The 20,825-nt window shown below is 44.4% G+C and carries 20 protein-coding genes and 1 pseudogene; 4 read left to right on the plus strand and 17 right to left on the minus strand.

All coding sequences use genetic code 11. From position 1 onward, the window contains the following. Positions 1-10 precede the first annotated feature (10 nt). The 9 genes from paaX to paaA all read right to left on the minus strand — a co-directional run bounded on the left by paaX (position 11) and on the right by paaA (position 8,558). Positions 11-952, minus strand: a complete 942-nt coding sequence (gene paaX / locus B3143_RS10690) for a phenylacetic acid degradation operon negative regulatory protein PaaX (protein WP_286740466.1) — start codon at positions 950-952, stop codon at positions 11-13. 60 nt (positions 953-1,012) lie between these two features. Beyond that, the gene (gene paaK / locus B3143_RS10695) at positions 1,013-2,305 is read right to left on the minus strand and encodes a phenylacetate--CoA ligase PaaK (RefSeq protein WP_286740468.1); all 1,293 of its coding nucleotides are present in this window, start codon (positions 2,303-2,305) and stop codon (positions 1,013-1,015) included. 58 nt (positions 2,306-2,363) lie between these two features. Beyond that, complete coding sequence (pcaF, locus tag B3143_RS10700) at positions 2,364-3,575, minus strand: 3-oxoadipyl-CoA thiolase (protein ID WP_286740469.1); 1,212 nt, start codon at positions 3,573-3,575, stop codon at positions 2,364-2,366. A 441-nt stretch (positions 3,576-4,016) separates the two neighbouring features. Beyond that, positions 4,017-4,808, minus strand: a complete 792-nt coding sequence (gene paaG / locus B3143_RS10705; RefSeq protein WP_286740471.1) for a 2-(1,2-epoxy-1,2-dihydrophenyl)acetyl-CoA isomerase PaaG — start codon at positions 4,806-4,808, stop codon at positions 4,017-4,019. A 64-nt stretch (positions 4,809-4,872) separates the two neighbouring features. Then, entirely contained in the window at positions 4,873-5,931 is a 1,059-nt protein-coding gene (gene paaE / locus B3143_RS10710) for a 1,2-phenylacetyl-CoA epoxidase subunit PaaE (protein ID WP_286740473.1), read from the minus strand. 65 nt (positions 5,932-5,996) lie between these two features. Next, entirely contained in the window at positions 5,997-6,497 is a 501-nt protein-coding gene (gene paaD / locus B3143_RS10715) for a 1,2-phenylacetyl-CoA epoxidase subunit PaaD (protein ID WP_286740475.1), read from the minus strand. A gap of 28 nt (positions 6,498-6,525) precedes the next feature. Beyond that, entirely contained in the window at positions 6,526-7,281 is a 756-nt protein-coding gene (paaC, locus tag B3143_RS10720; protein WP_286740476.1) for a 1,2-phenylacetyl-CoA epoxidase subunit PaaC, read from the minus strand. A gap of 16 nt (positions 7,282-7,297) precedes the next feature. Further along, positions 7,298-7,585 (minus strand): 1,2-phenylacetyl-CoA epoxidase subunit PaaB, encoded by a 288-nt coding sequence (gene paaB / locus B3143_RS10725; RefSeq protein WP_286740478.1) that lies wholly within the window; start codon positions 7,583-7,585, stop codon positions 7,298-7,300. Between the two features lie 28 nt (positions 7,586-7,613). Next, positions 7,614-8,558 carry a 1,2-phenylacetyl-CoA epoxidase subunit PaaA gene (paaA, locus tag B3143_RS10730; protein WP_286740479.1) on the minus strand — a complete coding sequence of 315 codons (945 nt, stop codon included), beginning with the start codon at positions 8,556-8,558 and terminating at the stop codon, positions 7,614-7,616. A gap of 262 nt (positions 8,559-8,820) precedes the next feature. Here paaA and paaZ point away from each other — a divergent pair, with 262 nt between their 5' ends. The 3 genes from paaZ (at position 8,821) to B3143_RS10745 (ending at position 13,712) form a co-directional block, all read left to right on the plus strand. Continuing rightward, entirely contained in the window at positions 8,821-10,932 is a 2,112-nt protein-coding gene (gene paaZ, locus B3143_RS10735; RefSeq protein WP_286740481.1) for a phenylacetic acid degradation bifunctional protein PaaZ, read from the plus strand. A gap of 206 nt (positions 10,933-11,138) precedes the next feature. Then, positions 11,139-12,578 carry a spinster family MFS transporter gene (locus B3143_RS10740; RefSeq protein ID WP_286740482.1) on the plus strand — a complete coding sequence of 480 codons (1,440 nt, stop codon included), beginning with the start codon at positions 11,139-11,141 and terminating at the stop codon, positions 12,576-12,578. 198 nt (positions 12,579-12,776) lie between these two features. Continuing rightward, positions 12,777-13,712: a tRNA dihydrouridine synthase gene (locus B3143_RS10745; RefSeq protein WP_286740484.1), complete on the plus strand. Its 936-nt coding sequence runs from the start codon at positions 12,777-12,779 to the stop codon at positions 13,710-13,712. A 20-nt stretch (positions 13,713-13,732) separates the two neighbouring features. On the opposite strand, the gene B3143_RS10750 is transcribed toward B3143_RS10745, so the two are convergent. The 4 genes from B3143_RS10750 to rpe form a co-directional block, all read right to left on the minus strand. Next, positions 13,733-14,407, minus strand: a complete 675-nt coding sequence (locus tag B3143_RS10750) for a nuclease-related domain-containing protein (protein ID WP_286740485.1) — start codon at positions 14,405-14,407, stop codon at positions 13,733-13,735. 33 nt (positions 14,408-14,440) lie between these two features. Continuing rightward, entirely contained in the window at positions 14,441-14,923 is a 483-nt protein-coding gene (locus B3143_RS10755) for a methylated-DNA--[protein]-cysteine S-methyltransferase (protein WP_286740487.1), read from the minus strand. 69 nt (positions 14,924-14,992) lie between these two features. Beyond that, on the minus strand, positions 14,993-15,310 hold the full coding sequence (gene sugE / locus B3143_RS10760) for a quaternary ammonium compound efflux SMR transporter SugE (protein ID WP_034170625.1): 318 nt from the start codon (positions 15,308-15,310) through the stop codon (positions 14,993-14,995). 626 nt (positions 15,311-15,936) lie between these two features. Further along, the gene (gene rpe, locus B3143_RS10765; RefSeq protein WP_034170624.1) at positions 15,937-16,623 is read right to left on the minus strand and encodes a ribulose-phosphate 3-epimerase; all 687 of its coding nucleotides are present in this window, start codon (positions 16,621-16,623) and stop codon (positions 15,937-15,939) included. A 169-nt stretch (positions 16,624-16,792) separates the two neighbouring features. Between rpe and B3143_RS10770 the strand changes: the two genes are divergently transcribed. Beyond that, a complete protein-coding gene (locus B3143_RS10770; protein ID WP_286740489.1) occupies positions 16,793-17,071 on the plus strand; it encodes a DUF2218 domain-containing protein in 279 nt (92 codons plus the stop codon). Positions 17,072-17,115: 44 nt separating this feature from the next. Here B3143_RS10770 and B3143_RS10775 read toward each other — a convergent pair whose 3' ends face one another. From B3143_RS10775 to B3143_RS10790, 4 genes and pseudogenes are all read right to left on the minus strand, one after another. Then, entirely contained in the window at positions 17,116-18,114 is a 999-nt protein-coding gene (locus tag B3143_RS10775; RefSeq protein WP_286740492.1) for a M48 family metallopeptidase, read from the minus strand. Beyond that, a pseudogene (locus B3143_RS10780) lies at positions 18,074-18,326 on the minus strand (DUF898 family protein); the annotation flags it as partial. The gene B3143_RS10775 and the pseudogene B3143_RS10780, both read right to left, overlap by 41 nt. A 160-nt stretch (positions 18,327-18,486) precedes the next feature. Continuing rightward, positions 18,487-19,323, minus strand: coding sequence for an S-formylglutathione hydrolase (gene fghA / locus B3143_RS10785; protein ID WP_005234179.1), 837 nt, complete (start codon positions 19,321-19,323; stop codon positions 18,487-18,489). Positions 19,324-19,362: 39 nt separating this feature from the next. Then, complete coding sequence (locus tag B3143_RS10790) at positions 19,363-20,763, minus strand: C13 family peptidase (protein ID WP_286740495.1); 1,401 nt, start codon at positions 20,761-20,763, stop codon at positions 19,363-19,365. Positions 20,764-20,825: the final 62 nt, after the last annotated feature.

Genomic DNA, 20,825 nt, shown 5'->3' on the forward strand with positions numbered 1-20,825 from the left:
CTTTTAAATATTAAAAAGTCAATTCTGGCTGCTTTAAGCCACCAAAACGTTTATAAAATTGTGGATGTGCAGGTGGCATAAAGCCTTCCGCTGTCCGGGCAGTCTCCAGGAAAAACTCATCTCCTGCTGCAAATACTGCCTGATATAGATTGGTACTCAGGTTGCGCGCAATCAGTGACAACCAGTCTGTTGGCAACAGTTCAAATGGCAGATTCGGGTCTTTCAGTAAAATACGGCGATATTGATGGATCAGCAGGATACGAATCTGAAAGGCTTGTACTGGATCCAGTTCCTCTTCATTTTCCACCAGATAGAAAAACTCGCGGAAATCGCTAATAAATTTTTCATAACGCTGATGCAGTTCCGGGATTGGCCAGTTAGTCTCAACCATGCGTTTAATGGTTGGATAAGATTCCTGCCAAAGCTGTAAAGTTTCAGCACGAAACACTACGACCTGATCGGTCATCTTGTTATTCAGTAACAGGTTTCGCAGTTTCTGCTGATCACACCCCGGATAGGCCATGACATTGGTCGCGATATTGGCAAAGCCCAACCATTCCAGTTCTTTTTTCAGTGTCTGTTTATTTTCCAGTTCAACTGAACTGAGCAGAACCAGATCCCATTTCTGATCCCATTCATTATGCTGGAAACTGTAAATTTTCTGGTCTGCAGTAATAAAACGCTGACGGCTGCTTTCGGTAATCCGGTAATAACTGGTGCGGCCAATTTTTTCAGAACTCAGCCAGCCATTTTGTACCAGACGGAATACGGCGGTACGCACAGAACGCTCATTGAAGCCAAATACATCCATCAGCTGAATCAGGCTGGCAAGACTAATTACTCCCCCACGGTGATAAATACTGTCACCAAAAATCGTCATTACCAATGAGGTCCCACTGAGGGTCTCATTCTGAATGAAATCATCAATTACTTGTTTTAATTTCGGATTCATTACGTTCAATTTACCTTGTCAAAGCCGGATGACAGACCTGAGCCTGTCATCCAGACGTATTTAAGCGGACTTTCGGATATCAAACACCCGCTGAGCCTTACCTTCAGAACGTGGCAAGCTACCTTCCGGTAAAACTTCCACACTGACACTAATCCCGACCATGGTCTTGATTTGTACTTTCAGCTGATTTGCCAATTGGTGTGTCATATTTATAGCATTATCTTTACGCATTTCGGTACGAATATGCAATGTATCCAGATGACCCTGTTTACAAATCTGAATCTGATAATTTGGAATAAGCTGCGGAATATGCAGGATTTGCTCTTCAATTTGTGATGGGAACACATTCACGCCACGAATAATCATCATGTCATCACTGCGACCGACAATCTTGTCCATACGACGCATGGTACGTGCTGTACCAGGCAATAAGCGTGTCAGATCACGGGTACGGTAACGAATCACCGGCATACCCTCTTTAGTAATGGTGGTAAATACCAGCTCTCCCAGCTCACCGTCAGGTAATACTTCACCAGTTTCCGGATGGATAATTTCAGGATAGAAGTGGTCTTCCCAAATCGTTGGACCATCTTTAGATTCCAGACATTCCATCGCCACACCCGGCCCCATCACTTCAGACAGGCCATAAATATCCAGTGCATCAATACCCAGACGTTCTTCGATTTCACGGCGCATTTCATTGGTCCATGGCTCTGCACCAAAGATCCCGGTCTTGATTGAACAGTCCTTGGCAGTCCCGAATTTTTTCTCCAGACACTCAATAATATTCAGACAGTAAGATGGAGTGACCATTAAAGCTGTTGGCTTGAAATCATGAATCAACTGGGCCTGCTTGTCAGTTTGGCCACCTGACATTGGAATTACGGTGGCGCCCAGACGTTCTACGCCATAATGTGCCCCTAGACCGCCAGTAAATAGCCCATAGCCATAAGACACCTGAATCGTATCCTTATTGCTGAGTCCGGCTGCACGTAACGAGCGTGCCACCACATCTGACCAGGTATTAATGTCATTTTGGGTATAACCGACTACAGTCGGCTGACCTGTAGTGCCTGAAGAAGCATGTACACGGACAATCTGCTCCTGAGGCACAGCAAACATACCAAATGGATAGTTTTCGCGCAGATCCTGCTTGGTGGTAAACGGGAATTTTGCCAGATCGTCCAGTGATTTCAGATCATCCGGATGAACACCGGCTTCATCAAACTTTTTCTTGTAAACCGTACTGTTCTGATAAGCATGCTGTAGTGTTTTTTTCATACGTTCCAATTGCAGGCCACGTAATTCATCTACTGAAGCGGTTTCAATTTGTTCCATTGCCTTGTTATTCATATTCTTGCTCCTGCTGCAGTCATCCTGACTGCTGATGATTTCTCTTTTGATTCAGTCCTTAAGCCACATTTTCCAGAATCAGTGCGACACCCTGCCCAACACCGACACACATGGTACAAAGGGCGTATTTTCCTTGCTTACGTTGTAATTCTTTCATGGCGGTAATCACTAGTCGCGTACCGCTCATTCCGAGTGGATGGTCAAGGGCAATAGCACCACCGTTTGGATTGACTCGCGAATCATCATCCTGAAGACCTAGCTCACGTAGCACTGCAAGCGCCTGTGCGGCAAAGGCTTCATTCAGTTCGATCACATCCATCTGTTCCAGACTTAAGTTTGTCTGTTTTAATACTTTCTGCACTGCGGGCACTGGACCGATACCCATATAACGTGGTTCTACTCCTGCACTGGCGATTCCTACCACCCGTGCTAGCGGTTTCAGCCCATATTGTTCTGCGAAATATTTATTACCCAGTAGCACACAGGCTGCACCGTCATTGACACCAGATGCATTACCCGCAGTTACCGAACCACCTTCCTTGCGAAATGGTGCTTTTAAAGAAGCCAATTTTTCTAAAGTAGTATCGGCACGTGGATGCTCATCTTCAGCAATCACCTGAGTAGCACCTTTAGCACCTTTGATTTCTACTGGCAGAATTTCTGCCTTAAAAATACCATTCTGCTGTGCCTGTGCAGTTTTTTGCTGGCTGCGATAAGCAAACAGATCCTGATCTTCACGATTAATCTGATATTTTTCAGCTACGTTTTCTGCCGTTTCCGGCATACTATCTACGCCGAAACCTGCCTTGAATTTTGGATTGATAAAACGCCAGCCAATGGTGGTGTCATAAATTTCCGGAGTACGGCTAAATGCTGTGGTTGGCTTGGATTGTACAAATGGCGCACGGCTCATGGATTCTACCCCACCGGCCACTACAAACTGTGCTTCACCCGATTTAATTGCACGTGCTGCCAGACCGACAGCATCCAGACCGGAAGCACAGAGACGATTTACAGTAATGGCAGGCACACTTTCCGGCAAACCCGCTAAAAGTGCTGCCATACGCGCGACATTACGATTATCTTCACCGGCCTGATTGGCACAGCCTAAAATTACCTCATCAACTTCTGCCCACGGCAGATTAGGATGCTGCTGTTTTAAATACTGGATCGGTAAAGCAGCAAGGTCATCGGCACGAATACTACTCAAATCACCTGCATGACGACCAATTGGGGTACGAATACCGTCAAAAATATAAACATGTTCCATCGTTCTTGTTCCTTAGCTCGCCATCCCTTAGTCTGTTGGCGATCCTTGTTGCGCCTGTCCTAGTGCTGTCTAATTAGTTCAATATATATTAGGATGTATCACTCTTCACCAAAAATACGATACATATTTTTTAATATTTGTAAATTTGTGTCATATTAAATTCTATTTACTCATTCGAATTATTTATCTGAATAAATAAAATAAAAATAATTAATAGATCAATATCTTGAGTAGAAAATAGTGCATAAATCTATATTTTTCAGATTTCATTTACTATCAGGGCACTACTACATATAACATAAGACCTAACTAACCATCAGACCAAATAGGTATCATATTCATACCTGTCAGGAATAATTCAACTCGACCAAGTTGCTAAGCGATAACTGAAGGGAAAAAATCGCACAACTTTGAGCCGAGTCAAATCCATCTCCGGCAGATTTAGCAGCCCTTATATTGTGGTGTTCGTTTTTGCATAAAGGCCTGAACGCCCTCACGATAATCACTGGAACGGCCCGCCAGACGTTGCAGATCGCGCTCTAGAATCAGTTGCTCATCCAGATTATTGTCTGCGGCGGCATGAATCGCTTTTTTGATCAGAGATAGACCATAAGTCGGCTGAGTCGCCAGATGTTCAGCCATTTTTTCAGCTTCTGCTTTTAACTGATCATCTTCAACTACCTGCCAGATCATGCCGAGTTGCAGTGCACGTTCAGCCGAGATTTTGTCACCCAGCATCGCCAGACCCATCGCTTGGGCACGGCCAACCAGACGTGGCAGGAACCAGGTACCCCCTGAATCTGGCACCAGACCAAGACGGCAGAAAGCCTGAATAAATGAAGCAGATTTGGCAGCTACTACGATGTCACACGCTAATGCGATATTTGCACCTGCACCTGCTGCCACACCATTTACAGCACAGATGACTGGTTTCGGCATTTCAGTAATCAGTTTAATCAGTGGGTTATAGTATTTTTCAATCGATAGCCCCAGATCTGGCGCATCAGCATTTGGATCAACCACACGATCGTTCAGGTCCTGACCAGCACAGAAACCACGTCCTTCTGCAGAAATCACTACAGCGCGAATTGCCGAATCTTGCGCCCAGCGCTTTACGACAGAAGATACTTCCTGATGCATGGTTTCATTAAAACTGTTGAGCTGTTTTGGACGATTAAAAGTCAGGTAGCCCACTGCATTTTTTTCTTCAACAATAATTGTTTTGTAATCCATTACACACCTTTTAAGTTTCTATTTCGTTCATGCATTTATCTGCATAATGCTTAATTTAAAATCTTTACTCGTCGAAACTGAGACGAACATTTTGAGTAGTTGGACGTGCCTGACAGCTCAGCACATAACCTTTCTGGATTTCTTCTTCCTCCAGGCTATAGTTGATCGCCATTTCCACTTCACCCTGTAATACCTTACATTTACAGGTTGCACATACCCCACCCTTGCAGGCATATGGCAGATCTGCACCAGCACGTAAAGCCGCATCCAGAATGCTGTCATCCTGTTTGGACACTTCAATGATCAGCTCACGGCCATCCAGAATGATGTTGACCTTTTCCTCGGTACGGCTTTCGATCTGCTGTGCAGAGGCTCTTGGTGTAGTACCGGTATTAAAGCGTTCGGTGTGAATCTTGTTACGTTCAATCCCGAGGGTTGGCAATACGGTTTCTACCGCATTCATCATTTCTTCAGGGCCACAGGCAAAGCAGTGATCGGTTTCTGCTGGAATCAGGCCTGCCTGGAACAGCTGCTGCAGTTTTTCTGCATCGATACGACCATTGAAAATCTCGCTGTTATTCAGCTCACGCGAGAAAATGTTGATCAGTTGCAGACGCTCGTTAAAGCGGTCTTTCAGATCCATGATCTGTTCAGAGAACATGGTCTGTTTCCAGGAACGGTTACCATAAACCAGTGTAAAAGTGGCATCTTGCTGACGGCTCAACACTGCTTTGACAATAGACAAAATTGGTGTAATGCCACTGCCTGCAGCAAAGCCCAGATAATGTTTACCACCGGCCTTGGCCGCTTTCTGGAAAAACACGCCTTGTGGTGGCATCACTTCCAATACATCACCCACTTTCAGGTTTTCATTCGCCCAGGTCGAGAACTGGCCCTGATCAATTTTCTTGATCGCGATACTCATGTCTTCATCACTATCGCTACAGATCGAATAGCAACGGCGCAATTCTCCCTGTTCTGCCATGTGACGGATGGTCAGGTGTTGGCCCGGCTGATACTGAAAATTTTCGGCATGTTCCGGACTCAGTTCAAAAGCAATGCAAATTGCCTGTTCAGTCTGAGGCTGAATCGATTTAATGGTTAACGGAATAAACTGGCTCATTTCAAAATCCTTCTTAAGCTGTGGCGATCTCACGCTTTATTGTTATGGCTTGTGCGCTTAAGCCCTTAAATACATTTAAAATAGTCAAACGGCTCCAGGCATTCCTGACATTTGTACAGCGCCTTGCAAGCGGTTGAACTGAATTCACTGAGTAATCGGGTGTGGTGACTATGACAATGTGGACACTGGATACCATCACTAAGTGCGACATGGGTACCGCAGCTGTTTGAACCACCTTTGGGCGGGGCAATGCCATATTGCTGCAGTTTCTGTTTGCCTTCCTCACTCATCCAGTCGGTGGTCCAGGCTTCTGACAGATCAACCACGACTTTGACCGGCGTCAGCTCATGTACTGCAAATGCCTGGGTGATTTCCGCCTTAAGCAGATCGGTTGCCGGACAGCCACTATAGGTGGGGGTCAATCGGACGATGATTTCATCCTGCGGGTTGATCTCCACCCCGCGAATCATGCCCAGGTCAAGGACCGACAGGACCGGAATTTCCGGATCGGAAACCTGTGCCAGGATATCCCAGCATTGATCTTCTACATGTCTGATCAGATTCATGCCACTCACTCCCTGTGATGTGTTGGATTTACCAGTTCATACTTGGATAGCTGCGCTGCATATATTGCAGTTCCGCCAGTACATAACCCAGATGTTCGGTATGTAGTCCCTGCTTGGCGCCACTACGGTAAGCACCACTTTCTGGCAAGCTCAGTTCAAAACGTTGCAACTCGGCAGATATGGTTTCCAGCCATTTCGGTTTCAGCAGTTCCAGATCAGGAATCAGGTAAGCATCAACCAGCTGACGCTCATCTGCAGTCAGACTGAACAGCTCTTCAGTAAAACGCCATAGCTGATTCAGACCATGCTGGATTTTTTCATGTGCTTCTGCAGTACCTAAGCTCAGGCGTTCCATCCATGAGGTTGAAAAACGCAAATGGTATTTCACCTCTTTCAGCGACTTGATGGCGAATGAAGAAATGTCTTCATTCTTGCTATTGCTGAGTGCTGCAAACAGCAAAGCATGGTAATGATCCATCAACCATTGACGCACAATGGTTTGACCAAAATCATTATTTGGCTGTTCGCACAGCAATAGGTTGCGGTATTCACGCTCGGTACGGAAATAGGCCAGTTTGTCTTCATCACGCCCTTGTCCTTCAATTTCACCGGCAAGACTCAGTGCTGTACGTGCCTGACCTAACAGGTCCAGACCGATATTTGCCAATGCAATATCTAGCTCTAGCTCAGGTGCGTGACCGCACCACTCTGCCAGACGGTGTGAAAGGATGAGCTGGCTGTCGCCAACATGCAGTAAAAATTGTGCTAATACCTGATTCGTCATTGCTCTGCCCTCCACCTTACATGTGCTCAATGCCATCTGGAATGTGATAGAAAGTCGGATGACGGTAGACCTTGTTCAGTGAAGGATCAAAAAACTCTGGTTTTTCATCTGGTTGAGATGAGGTAATCAGTTCAGATTTCACTACCCAGATACTTATCCCTTCATTGCGGCGGGTATAGACGTCACGGGCATTTTGCAAGGCAATTTCATCATCAGAGGCGCGCAGACTGCCGACATGACGGTGGCTCAGACCCTGTTTACTGCGAATAAATACTTCGTATAAAGACCAGTTATTCTTGTTCATTTGCATATCCTTGTGCTATTGCGTTGCCTTAGGCAATTTTTCTGTTGTCTAACTGCTGTTGTTGCTTGCTGGCATAAATTGCTGCTGATTCACGTACCCATTTACCCTCTTCCCAAGCCTTGCGACGTGCTTCAATACGTTCATGGTTACATGGACCTTTGCCTGCCAGTACATCAAAGAACTCATCCCAGTTCACTTCGCCAAATTCATAGTGGCCTGTTTCTTCATTAAACTTCAGATCTGGGTCTGGCACAGTCAGGCCAAGCTGCAATACTTGCGGTACGGTGTTGTCGACGAATTTCTGACGCAATGCATCATTACTGAATAATTTGATTTTCCACTCCATGCTTTGAGCACTGTTTGGAGAGTTGTCATCACTTGGACCAAACATCATCAGTGCTGGCCACCAGAAACGGTTCACTGCATCCTGTGCCATCTGTTTCTGTTCTGGAGTACCTTGTGCCAGTTGCATCATGGCCTCAAAGCCTTGACGCTGGTGGAAACTTTCTTCTTTACAGATACGCACCATGGCACGTGCATAAGGACCATAAGATGTACGACACAGTGCCACCTGATTGACGATTGCCGCCCCATCTACTAGCCAGCCAATCGCAGCCACATCTGCCCAGGTCAGGGTTGGATAGTTAAAAATGGATGAATATTTCATGCGGCCAGCAATTAGCTTTTCCATCATGTCATCACGGTCTGCACCAAGCGTTTCTGCTGCACTGTAGAGGTACAGGCCATGTCCTGCTTCATCTTGCACTTTGGCCAGCAATACCGCTTTACGTTTCAAAGTCGGTGCGCGGGTAATCCAGTTACCTTCTGGCAGCATGCCAATCACTTCTGAATGCCCATGCTGGCCAATCTGGCGGATCAGGGTCTTTCTATAGGCATCCGGCATCCAGTCCTTCGCTTCAATAGAAATGTCCTGCTCTATCTTCTGATCGAATGTTTGTTGTTGCTTATTCATGTTTGTCTCACTTATCCCAAGTGCTGATACACTCAAATTAAAACGATACAAATATAAAATCAATACTATTTTTTGAGTATCATATATTTTTAAAAAGCATTTTAAACTAAGTTATTGTTTTTAATATTTTTAAATTTTTAATTACATGAAAGTTACTTTTTTGTTTGCGGATTATGATTGACATTTAAGCTTTTTGATTGCAATTTATGAAACATCAAAAGCAAAAATAAACTCAACAACGTATCATAAATGGAGTTATACAATGTTGGAACTGGACAGCACTACCCAGAGCACGGATCTTCAGGACGACACACAGGCGCATTATTCAACTAAAGTTAAAGTATTGAGTTCACTGGTTTTAGGTGGTGAACATAGCGCACAAAATGACTTGCGTACGGTCTATCACGCCATTAGTGGTGAAGCGATTTATCAGGTCAGCAGCCACGGCATCGACATGCATAACGTAGTGCAATATGCCAAACAGAAAGGGGCTGCCATTGCCTACTGGACTTTCCACCAGCGTGCCAATGCCCTGAAACAGGTGGCACAATATTTACTGGAACGTAAGGAAGATTATTACTGCCTGGCAGCTGCAACCGGCTGTACCCGCAAAGATGCCTGGATTGATATTGAAGGTGGGATCGGCACCCTGTTTGCCTATTCAAGTCTGGTTCGCCGTGAACTCAGCGATGAAACTGCACTGGTTGAAGATGCCTGGATTCCCCTATCCAAACAGGGCAGCTTTGGTGCCAAACATATCCTGAGCCCAAAAGCCGGTGTAGCAGTGCATATCAATGCATTTAATTTCCCAATCTGGGGTATGCTGGAAAAAATTGCACCTACTCTACTAGCCGGTGTGCCATGTATTGTTAAACCGGCAACAGAAGGCGCAGAACTGACACATACAGTGGTTAAAGACATTTTAGCCAGTAATTTACTGCCAGAAGGTGCTCTGCAGCTGATCTGCGGACAGACTTACAACCTATTTGATCACCTGAATGCACAGGATACAGTAACCTTCACAGGCTCGGCTGCTACCGGGCAGAAACTACGTGCACATCCACACCTGAATGCCCACTCCATTCCATTCAGCATGGAAGCCGATTCGGTGAACAGCGCCATCCTGACCCAGCAAGCCAACGATGAAACCATTGACTTGTTTGTGCGTGAAGTCTTCCGTGAAATGACGACCAAGGCCGGACAAAAATGTACTGCAATTCGTCGTGCCTTTGTGCCAGCAGCATTACTCGATACTGTACAGCAGCGCCTGACTGAAAAACTACAGAAAGTAGTCATCGGTGATCCTGCACAGGACGGCGTAACCATGGGTGCTCTGGCCAGCGTTAAACAGAAGCATGATGTTGCTGCTAAGGTAGAACAACTGGCACAGGAAGCTGAAATCATCATGGGTAGCCACCTACGCCAGGATTTTAGCATGCAGGTCGCACACCCAGAAAAATCTGCTTTCTATCCGCCAACAGTGCTGTTATGTAAAGATCCAGTTCAGGCCCAGCAGGTTCACAATATCGAAGCCTTTGGCCCAGTGGTTACACTGATGCCGTATAGTGACCTGTCACAACTGGCAACATTAGTAGCTCGTGGTGAAGGAAGTCTGGTTGCTTCAATTGTGCGTAACCATGATGAAAATATTGAACAGCTACTCAGCAAGATCGCGCCTTGGCATGGTCGTGTGCATATTCTGGACCGTGAGAGCGCCAAGGAAAGTACCGGTCATGGTTCACCACTCCCATTGTTAGTGCATGGTGGTCCGGGGCGTGCTGGCGGTGGTGAGGAACTCGGCGGCCTGCGTGCAGTGAAACACTATATGCAGCGTACTGCTATTCAAGGCTCACCAAATGCGCTGACTCAGGTCGGTCATAGCTGGACCGCGGGTGCGGAGGTATTTGAAGACCGTGTGCATCCATTCAAGAAATCTTTCGACGAACTGCGGATCGGTGAGCGCCTGCTGACTGCACGCCGTACCATTACTGAAGCTGATATTGTCAACTTTGGTGGTTTAAGTGGTGATTACTTCTATGCACATATGGACAAGATTGCGGCTGCAGAATCCTTGTTCGGTGAACGTGTCGCACATGGTTACTTCATTGTTTCTGCCGCTGCTGGCCTGTTTGTTGATGCTGCTCCAGGTCCTGTCATTGCCAACTACGGTATGGATAACCTGCGCTTCGTAGAACCGGTGAAAATTGGTGATACCATTCAGGTAGAACTGACCTGCAAGCAGAAAACACCAAAACCACTGCGTGATGAGCAAAAACCGCATGGTGTTGTGGTCTGGGACATCAAAGTGAAAAACCAGCGCAATGAACTGGTCGCGACTTATGACATTCTGACTCTCGTAGAAAAAGCAGCTTAAGCACTATTTTTAGACACTTAAAGCAAAAAGGGAGTCTATTTGATTCCCTTTTTTATTTATTTAAAAATAATTGTATCTTTTTAATCCAGACATATTGACGGCTATGCAAATTACTCCTAGATTAGACTAATTGATACATGTAAAAAATAAAAATAATTAAATTTGTATCAAATAAACCAATCACTATAACTTGCACAGGATGTTGCATGATGAATGAAAAAACATTGGTCATAGACAAGGTTGACAATGACGTCCAACCACTCGATTCTCATCTAAAAATTACTACGCCTATCCCTGAACAGGTAGCTACAGAAATTCCACCAGCAGCTCCAGAACGTAGCAGCTATCAATGGTATGTCGTGATCATCTGTATGGTGGCCTATATTCTGTCTTTCGTAGACCGTCAGATTTTATCCCTGATGATTGAACCGATTAAGGCTGACCTAATGCTGAGTGATACCCAGTTCAGCCTGTTACAAGGGCTGGCCTTTTCTCTGTTCTATGCATTTATGGGCGTACCAATTGCCGCACTAGCCGATAAAAAATCCCGTGTGAAAATTATTTCGGTCGGGATCGCTTTCTGGAGTCTGGCAACTGCAGCCTGCGGCCTAAGCAAAAACTTTATCCAGATGTTCCTGGCTCGCCTCAGTGTCGGTGCAGGTGAAGCCGCACTTTCTCCTGCTTTTTACTCAATCGTGGCGGATCTGTTTCCTAAACATAAACTGGGCCGTGCGCTAGGCGTATATGCTATTGGCGCTTTTATCGGTTCAGGACTGGCGTTCCTAATCGGTGGTTATGTGATTGGTCTGCTCAAGGATGTCAGCTTCATTACTTTACCGGTAATTGGTGAGATCAAAACCTGGCAACTGACCTTTATGATTGTCGGTTTACCGGGTGTATTACTGGCCTTACTGATGATTCTGACCGTACGTGAACCAGAACGTAAAGGCCTCAAAATGGATGCCAATGGTGTCGCAGTTAAAGCATCTTTTAAAAATTCTATGGGTTTTATCAAAACCCATAAAAAAACTTTCTTCTGTCATTTTATTGGCTTCTCTTTCTACACCATGATGCTGTATTCCCTGCTCGGCTGGGCACCGGCCTACTACATGCGTGATTTTGGTCTAGATGCAAGCCAGACTGGATATATCCTTGGAAGTATTATTCTTGTCGCAAATACTTCAGGTGCTCTATTCTGTGGCTGGCTCATCGACTTCTTTTCTAAACGTGGCTATAGCGATGCAGCGATCCGTGCCGGTGCAATTGGCTGTGCTGCCCTGATCATTCCAAGTGTGCTGTTTACTCAGGTCAACAATATGCAGCTTTCATTCGCATTGATCTTTGTCGCGATGTTCTTCTCCACCTTCCCGATTCCGGCATCAGCCGCTGCTACCCAGATGCTGACACCGAACCAGTTGCGCTCTCAGGTATCAGCAAAATTCCTGCTAATTTCCAACCTGATTGCACTCGGTGTGGGTACAACTGCGGTGGCGCTGATTACTGACCGTTATTATGAAAATACCTTAATGGTGGGTAATTCGATTTCTATCGTCAATGCGATAGCCGGCCTAATTGGTGTATTCCTGCTGTATAAAGGCTGTCAGTATTATCGTGAAAGTATGAAAGTCGAAAAACTGGTCGATTAAGACAATCTTAGATTTTTAAGATTTAAATCCAGACCTTAAATCAGCCGATTTAAGGTTTTTTTATTTAGATAGCAAAAGTTCAATAAGTACTCATTCAGGATTAATCTTTTTCTGCAATTCATATGAAAATTAAACTGCCTGGACTTTCCCGCCAAAAAGCCGTATAACACCGTTTTTCGAATTAACAGGTGTTGACCGTTGAAACTTGTTCTTGCACCCATGGAAGGCTTAACTGACCCGATTATGCGTGATGTACTGACATCCGTCGGGAGCTTCGACTGGTGTGTAACCGAGTTTATTCGTGTCACGGATTCGGTGCTGCCAGATCATATCTATCACACCTACTGCCCTGAACTGTTAAATGAGGGCAAAACTGCTACCGGTACGCCAGTGCATGTACAATTTCTGGGAAATAACCCGGAAATGCTGGCAGCCAATGCAGTGAAAGTCGCTGCTATGGGCGCACCTGCAATTGACATGAATTTCGGCTGTCCAGCCAAAACCGTAAACCGTCACCGTGGTGGTTCAGTACTACTAGATGAACCTGAAGTCGTTTATGAATTGGTCAAAGCTGTTCGTGATGCAGTGCCCGCACATATCCCGGTTTCGGCGAAAATGCGTCTGGGTTATATGGATCGCAACTTCATGATGGAAAATGCGCATGCCATTGAAGATGCTGGAGCGGCCTGGGTCACTGTTCATGCGCGGACCAAGGCCGATGGCTATACTCCGCCAGCCTTCTGGGATCAACTGCAACCAATTCGTGAAGCACTAAAAATCAATGTGATTGCCAATGGTGAAATCTGGACCAATGCTGATGCGAAACAATGCCAGCTAGAATCTGGCTGTAAAGACCTGATGATTGGCCGTGGTGCAGTCACTACACCTGATCTGACCCAATGTATTCGCCAGAATTCTGATGAGCCGCTCATCACCTGGAATGAGTTGCTTGAACTGCAAATTCGTTTCCTGAATGGTTCCTATAAAAAGGAAATGAATATGGTCGGCCGTTACAAACAATGGCTGGGGATGATGTCCAAGCATTATCCTGAAGCCAAAGCACTCTGGGATGAGGTTAAACGGATTAAACAGCTGATTGAAATTACTGAAAAGCTAAAAGCCTCGAAAAATTAAGAAAAAAGCCTTTGAATGATTCAAAGGCTTTTCTGTTCGGATTGCCGCCTGTTTAAATTTGCGACATGTTCACGGTTGGTTTTCCAGGATTTTTCTAGTACTTCCTTCTCCAAGCGAATCTGGATACGTTTAATCTTGGTATCAGAAATAACTCGCTGATTAAAGCCTTTTACATAATCTGTCCAACCTGCGCCTCGAAATACATAATTTGGCATTGGGGTTTTGAATACCGCATCTGGCATAAATACAATCACAGAATGCAACTGGTCTGGCTCGATAATATCAGCCAGCAACTGCTCCAGAACTTTGATGTGCTTATAATTCTGATGAATCGGATTTTGAAATTTATAGCTATTTTTATAAAGTTTTTGCGTCCAAGTCTTTTGTCGCTCGCCACCAAAGATCCAGCCTTTATAGTTTTTGGTTTCAATCACAAACAGGCCATAAGGACTTAATAAAAGGTGATCAATTTGGGTTGTACCCCCGTCTCCATCCGGAAGAGTCAAATCATTTAATAATCGATACTCAGGGTCTTTCAGATAAAGTTTGACATGCGTGGCAACAGCGAATTCTCCCAGCTTCCCTTTTAAAAATGGTTTAAATAACTTAAATACGATTAAACCAATAAAAAGTAGAAGAACCCACCATAAACTGGACCAGAGTTGGCCTAAGATTTGTGTTGCGAACAGATCCATATTTTAATTTTCATTAATTTTATGATTTTGATCTTAATGGGTTCTCTCAATATTTAACAGAATTTCTTTTTTATCCAGACCGCCTGCAAAGCCTACCAACTTACCGCTACTGCCAATCACCCGATGACAAGGTGCAATAATCGAGATCGGGTTTTTACCATTGGCAGCACCCACGGCGCGTACTGCTTTAACATTACCGACCTGTTCAGCGATTTCCCGGTAACTTCGGGTCTGTCCATAAGGAATATTCAGCAAAGCCTGCCAGACTTTTTTCTGAAAATTAGTACCGGCAAAATCCAAAGGCAACTCAAAAACATTGCGCTGACCGGCAAAATATTCCTGAAGCTGACGCCGAGCTTCTATCAATACGGGATGCTGTGGATCTTCAACCAGAGTTGCCAACCTGACCCGATTCGGTTTTTCACAATCCCAGAGTACAGCTACCAGCGCCGTTTCATTGGCGACCAGCTGCAACTGTCCTACAGGCGAGTCCATATAAATATAACTGAGTTGCATGGCCCTACTCCTACAGAATCAAGCTTGCCAGTTTTTATTTTACTCGAAATCAGAACTGCTCAACAGCTCTTAGGAGGAGGATAATTTCATCAAAACAAGTCCGGAAATAATCAGCACCGCAGCCAGCATACGCATAGCAGAAGCAGGTTCACCTAAAACTATAACACCGACCAGAAATGAGCCAACTGCGCCAATGCCCGTCCAGATGGTATAGGCAGTCCCTAAAGGCAAAGTACGCATGGCATAGGCCAACAATACAAAACTGAGCACCATAAAAACAATCGTAAAAATACTCGGCGTGAGTTTGGTAAAACCTTCTGAGAGCTTCATAGAATAGGCCCAGACAATCTCAAATAGCCCAGCGAATACAAGTATAATCCAGGCCATATCGCCTTCCTCCTAATTAACAGGGTCAGGCCGTCCTGACGATTTTTCTTGTTGAATTTTATAAACTTAATCAACAAGGGAGGTCGTTCCCCCTAAAAAATAGACATTTTATAAAGCAGACGGTAAAACCAACCTGCCATTTACAAAATTTGACTGAATGAGAATTAAATTAACCATGTCTTACTCAAATGCTCAGGACAACCTGAAGATTTCAGCCTATCTTAAGGAACGCCAACATGGGACATCGTGTTATGGCATTACAGAAACTTGAGTAAGAAAAACAAACAAGGAATAAGTCCATATTATTAAGTTATGCACATAAATTAAATTTAAAAATAGCGTGGAGATCATACACAATGAAACACAAAAATAAGACCTATTGATCACTTTTTGTTTGGCTTGATTATTAACCTTTGATGAATAAACGACCACTAAAATCAAGGGCTGACATATATAAAAAGAACTCCAATCGAGTTCTTTTTATACAAATTTTGTCCAATATACAATCAATCAGGCTACAAACGATTACAAAATATGCAACACATCCATATGGTTATCAACATAGATATTTACACACTTATCCATAAAGTTATCCACAGATTTATGCACCTTAAACATTTTAGAGATTAAAGCTGGATTTGACCGACTTTAGCCAGCTCACTACGCATTTCATCAATCACAGCTTTATAATCCGGCTTGCCAAAAATCGCTGAACCGGCCACAAACATATCTGCACCAGCTTCTGCAATTTCACGAATATTTGCTGGTCCCACACCGCCATCTACTTCTAAGCGGATATCACGACCTGAAGCATCAATGATCTTGCGCGCCTGACGTAATTTATCCAAAGTCATTGGAATGAATTTCTGTCCACCAAAGCCAGGGTTCACACTCATTAGCAATACCTGATCAACCTTATCCAGTACATAATCCAGATAATGCAATGGTGTCGCTGGATTAAATACCAGACCGGCTTTAGCACCACCCGATTTGATCAACTGTAAAGAACGGTCAATATGATCAGATGCTTCCGGATGAAACGTAATAATGTCAGCCCCTGCTTCCAGAAAGTCACCAATCATGCGATCTACAGGTTTCACCATGAGATGCACATCAATAGGTGCCTGAATACCATATTTTTTTAATGCCTTACATACACCTGCGCCAAAGGTTAAATTGGGTACATAGTGATTATCCATAACATCGAAATGCACAACGTCTGCACCGGCCTGAAGTACATTTTCAACTTCTTCACCTAAACGGGCAAAGTCGGCAGACAAAATAGAAGGTGCAATTAAATAAGGCTTGGACATGAAAGGACCTGGCTAAGTGAAATTGGATTTTTCTCATTATACCAAATCCAGTCCTGCTACTGTGACTTGGATGTTGCAAGATTAAAACGCTGTGTAACGCTTTGAGGCTTATGCCAGCATCACCGCTTGGTTTAAAGTACAGGATAATGATGAATAGTGTAGAAAATTGATGAAAAGTATTGCCCATATCCAGACGCAACAAGCTTCACGAATTACCAAACGCCTGGCCAATCACTGGAAACATAAATTTAATATTGATGAAACCGAACAAAATTTCCTGATTCATTTTCCAAGTGCAGAAGTGAGTCTGACACCCGAGGCAGATCATCTTACCGTAACGATTCAGAGCAATGCTGATTCCACTGACCTGAATAAACTTGAAAATGTAGTGCTGGATCATCTGATCCGTATGGGACAGGAAAATCTGACTGCCGACTGGCAAAGATAAGCACGAAAAATCCTTGATAATCAAAGCATAATAATGATCAGAAGCTAAAAATGATGATTCGCCTGTTCATTAAAAGCATGAATCCGTTTAATTCTTTTATCCAGTTCGGGATGTGATTCCAGATATTTTTTAAACTTCCCGATCAGGCGAATCCATTTCAGTTCAGTTTCTGTCAGGTGCCGGTCTTTTCCATCGATATTGAGAGTGAAATTTTTCATTTTTAAGGTTTGTGATTCCTCTGCCAGTATTCTGGCATTTTTCACCCGCTGCAAAAAGTTCGACAAATGAATACTGGAGATCTGCTGTTGATGCAAATGTTGCATGGCATAATCATCCGCAGCAAGTTCAAGCGCCTGTGAATATCCCGCATCGGCGAGTACCGCTATAGATGCCGCCACCACATCACTTAAATCTCCCGTTACCAAGGCAAATAATCCTGCTGCACTCAAGTTGGAAATCACTTTTTGCATACTATGTTTTTGCACCAGATGACCTTGTTCATGTGCCTGTACTGCAAGGACTTCTTCATCTGCACCGCTGAGCTTGACCAGTTCATCGGTAACAATAATAGTATTGTTTGGAATCGCTGCTGCATTAAGCCCCATAGTTTCTCCACCTTGACGGAAAATAATCTTTGCAGGTTGCCCTACCGCGATTTTTTGTTCGTACAATTTTTTTAGACGTGCTTGATGCTCTGCGGAGAGCTTGGATGACTCAGTTTGCTCAATTAATTTCTGCTCAGTTTGATTTCCTACCTCGATCAAGGTCTGTTCGGGAAGTAATTGAGCGAGCTGCTGGGAGGTATGAGGAATCCCCCATTTAAGAATAAAAATTACCGCACATATCACGATAATCATCGAGAAGAAAATCAGGAGTGGAGAACGTTCAAATTTCCATATGGCATGATAGATTTCTTTGGATTTAATCTTCAGCCAATGCGGTGCTTTGGTCAAAAATTCAATCCGGCGATCTTCAGGCAGTTCGATAATCGGTTTACGCCCCCCGACCCCGCCAATATCGGCTTGGCATGGCAATGAAGTCAAAGCGATGTTCTTAACAATTGGGTATTACCGTAGAAATAGCGGATACGGCGTGCCTTTGCCCAAGGGCTATACAAAGTAAGCGTAATGATGGTTAACATCAGATTCACCATCCAGATTCCAAAATATTCAGTGGCACTACCATGAAATTTGAAGCTGTGTTTTTCTAGTGAAGGTGATGGCTGTCCAATCTCTGGTTCAGGCTTATTGTGCATCGTGTTCTTAACTGCAACTGGTTCTACCTGATTTTTGAATAGCAACTTATATGTCATTTTTATTATATTTATTTGATATTCATATAAAAAACTCCAAAAATATGACCTATTCTTGGAGTTTCATTGTACTTTTAAATTTACTTCGCTTTTGCTGCTTGGCTTATGGATTTAATTGCACGGCATGGAATTGTAGGTGGTCATCTACAAAGCTTTGAATAAAATAGTAACCATGATCATAACCCTGATGTTCACGTAAGGTTAATTTCTGGTTCACGGCATCGCAGGCTTGCTGAAATAAAGCCGGATTCAGCTGGCTATAGAACTGGTCAGAAAAGCCCTGATCAATCAGGATATCGCTAAACAGTGCACCCTTTTCCTGAACCAGCGCAGTTGCATCATGCTTCAACCATTCTTCGCGGTTTTCACCCAGATAATTCGAGAATGCTTTTTCACCCCATGGACATTGGCTCGGTGCACAAATCGGTGCGAATGCCGAAACTGAACAGAATTTTTCCGGATATTTAAAAGCCAAAGTTAAAGCACCATGTCCACCCATGGAATGACCGAAAATCCCGATCTTATCTGCCTGCACTACAAACTCTTCACACACCAGTTCATACAACTCATCGACGATAAAGCTTTCCATCTGATAATGTTCAGCCCACGGTGCTTGAGTGGCATTGATATAAAAGCCAGCGCCCTGCCCGATATCCCAGTGATCCCCTTTGGCAACATCATCTCCACGTGGTGAAGTGTCTGGTGTAATCAGAATCAGGCCAAGCTGGGCAGCCAAACGCTGGGCATGTGCCTTGATTGCAAAAGTCTCTTCAGTACAGGTCAGGCCAGCTAAATAAAATAAAGCCGGGCAATTTTGGCCTTCCAGAGCTTGTGGCGGCAGGAAGATGCCAAATCTGGTTGGTTTTTTTAATATTTTAGACTCAAAGCTATAAATCCGCTGTTCACCCTCAAAGCTTCGATTATTCTGTACCAGTTCCATCATCATTCCTTTTTCTATTTTCTAAAGTTGTAGATTGGTTTATGGAGCCAAAACGACAGACGGAGATGCTGAAGTGGTCGTCGCTGGAGGGAAAAGACGCTGTTCCAGTTGTGGCAACATCAATTCCATGTTTTTGCCAATCACCCATTGTGGTTCTGACGGTTCAAATCCTTGAGCGGCTTCCCATTTAGCCACTGTAGTCTTGGCCTGCTCAAAAGAGGCTTTCAGACTGTTATTTTCACGCATGGCCTCATCAAAGAAAGCACGGCCGAAATAAGTATAGTCAGCTTCGTTCGAACAACCGAATGACTGACGGTCAGCAGCAGAAGCAGTAATGATCAAGGTATTATCATTCTGCAGAGCCGAAGCAAAGCTTCCTGAAAAACAAGCGGAAATGACAATCACTCGCCAGCGCACACCTGAGGCATCCAGAGTATCACGCAACCATTTTGGATCGACTGATGCCAGATCTAGCGGCGCATTTTCCATTTCAAATTCATTTGGCAAGCCATGTGAGGTCATATACAGGAACAGTACATCACTTTCCCGGTTCATCTGCTGGCCAATACGACGCAAGGCCAGTTCCATGCTGGTTTTAGAAGCAAGCGGAATTTCAGTCCGTGTTGCTGGATGATTTACCAGCATAATCGAACGGCCGAAAGTCCCAAACCGGGTATCAAACTGCTTTTTAATCCGCTCTATTTCTGAATAGAACACATCCTGATAACTCGCGCCAGCGACGCCCATGAAGTACCAGTGCGATTGTGCAAATTCGCCATATTCAATTGCATCTAGTGCCTTGTTCAGCAAGATCGGCTGAGTATAGAAAGCATCTTCAGCAAAACTTGGTGGAATTTCTTCAACTTTCCAGATGGGCTGATCTTTCACCGAAATCTGCCACACCACCAAAGTAAACAGGGTGGCCAGCATAATCAGTGCCCGTTCCCACCACGGCCATTTTAATTCACGTGAAATTACCCAGACCACAGCCAGACTTTGCCAGACAAACAGCATGACAAATAGGGTCGGAATATAGGTGTAGAAAATATAGGGTAGATAATCCAGATCACCCAGATACTGGATCAGGCTCTGGAACAGCATGATATGCGTATCCAGCACTAGCCAGAGTAGTGCTGGCACCAGCATCAGACGAGGATTATTCACTCGCTGGGACAAGAAAATCCCGACAATCAAGGCAATAAAGGGCCAAAGTGCATAACTGATCAGACCTTGAGAGTTAAAATCTCCCATGCGGCCGGAACTGAGCCAGCTAAACAGGCTATTAGCACAGCCGCCCAAAATGCCCCAGAACACCAGTTGTAAAATAGAGGGACGCACCAGTTGCAGCGAACGCCGAGATCCCAGAAATAACCACATCCCGGCAATTTGGTTGCTTTTAAAATCGTGCCAAAAATTGATGGAGGGTTTAAAGTCGATCATATGATTTCAGGGAGATGAGTGGCTCGCTAATGTGCCCAATAAGTTTATGCTTGATATAAGTT

Source organism: Acinetobacter sp. UBA1496, from assembly GCF_002324975.1.
GTDB lineage: Bacteria > Pseudomonadota > Gammaproteobacteria > Pseudomonadales > Moraxellaceae > Acinetobacter > Acinetobacter variabilis.

What these genes read in the sequence shown, in the direction of transcription:
- fghA (WP_005234179.1), bottom strand. Translation starts at nt 19,323, where the DNA reads ATGGAACTGGTACAGAATAATCGAAGCTTTGAGGGTGAACAGCGGATT.
- paaZ (WP_286740481.1), top strand. Translation starts at nt 8,821, where the DNA reads ATGTTGGAACTGGACAGCACTACCCAGAGCACGGATCTTCAGGACGAC.
- paaE (WP_286740473.1), bottom strand. Translation starts at nt 5,931, where the DNA reads ATGAGCCAGTTTATTCCGTTAACCATTAAATCGATTCAGCCTCAGACT.
- B3143_RS10790 (WP_286740495.1), bottom strand. Translation starts at nt 20,763, where the DNA reads ATGATCGACTTTAAACCCTCCATCAATTTTTGGCACGATTTTAAAAGC.
- paaK (WP_286740468.1), bottom strand. Translation starts at nt 2,305, where the DNA reads ATGAATAACAAGGCAATGGAACAAATTGAAACCGCTTCAGTAGATGAA.
- B3143_RS10740 (WP_286740482.1), top strand. Translation starts at nt 11,139, where the DNA reads ATGATGAATGAAAAAACATTGGTCATAGACAAGGTTGACAATGACGTC.
- B3143_RS10750 (WP_286740485.1), bottom strand. Translation starts at nt 14,407, where the DNA reads ATGGATCTGTTCGCAACACAAATCTTAGGCCAACTCTGGTCCAGTTTA.
- sugE (WP_034170625.1), bottom strand. Translation starts at nt 15,310, where the DNA reads ATGGCCTGGATTATACTTGTATTCGCTGGGCTATTTGAGATTGTCTGG.
- paaC (WP_286740476.1), bottom strand. Translation starts at nt 7,281, where the DNA reads ATGACGAATCAGGTATTAGCACAATTTTTACTGCATGTTGGCGACAGC.
- B3143_RS10770 (WP_286740489.1), top strand. Translation starts at nt 16,793, where the DNA reads ATGAAAAGTATTGCCCATATCCAGACGCAACAAGCTTCACGAATTACC.
- paaD (WP_286740475.1), bottom strand. Translation starts at nt 6,497, where the DNA reads ATGAATCTGATCAGACATGTAGAAGATCAATGCTGGGATATCCTGGCA.
- paaB (WP_286740478.1), bottom strand. Translation starts at nt 7,585, where the DNA reads ATGAACAAGAATAACTGGTCTTTATACGAAGTATTTATTCGCAGTAAA.
- paaG (WP_286740471.1), bottom strand. Translation starts at nt 4,808, where the DNA reads ATGGATTACAAAACAATTATTGTTGAAGAAAAAAATGCAGTGGGCTAC.
- rpe (WP_034170624.1), bottom strand. Translation starts at nt 16,623, where the DNA reads ATGTCCAAGCCTTATTTAATTGCACCTTCTATTTTGTCTGCCGACTTT.
- pcaF (WP_286740469.1), bottom strand. Translation starts at nt 3,575, where the DNA reads ATGGAACATGTTTATATTTTTGACGGTATTCGTACCCCAATTGGTCGT.
- B3143_RS10755 (WP_286740487.1), bottom strand. Translation starts at nt 14,923, where the DNA reads ATGCAACTCAGTTATATTTATATGGACTCGCCTGTAGGACAGTTGCAG.
- paaA (WP_286740479.1), bottom strand. Translation starts at nt 8,558, where the DNA reads ATGAATAAGCAACAACAAACATTCGATCAGAAGATAGAGCAGGACATT.
- paaX (WP_286740466.1), bottom strand. Translation starts at nt 952, where the DNA reads ATGAATCCGAAATTAAAACAAGTAATTGATGATTTCATTCAGAATGAG.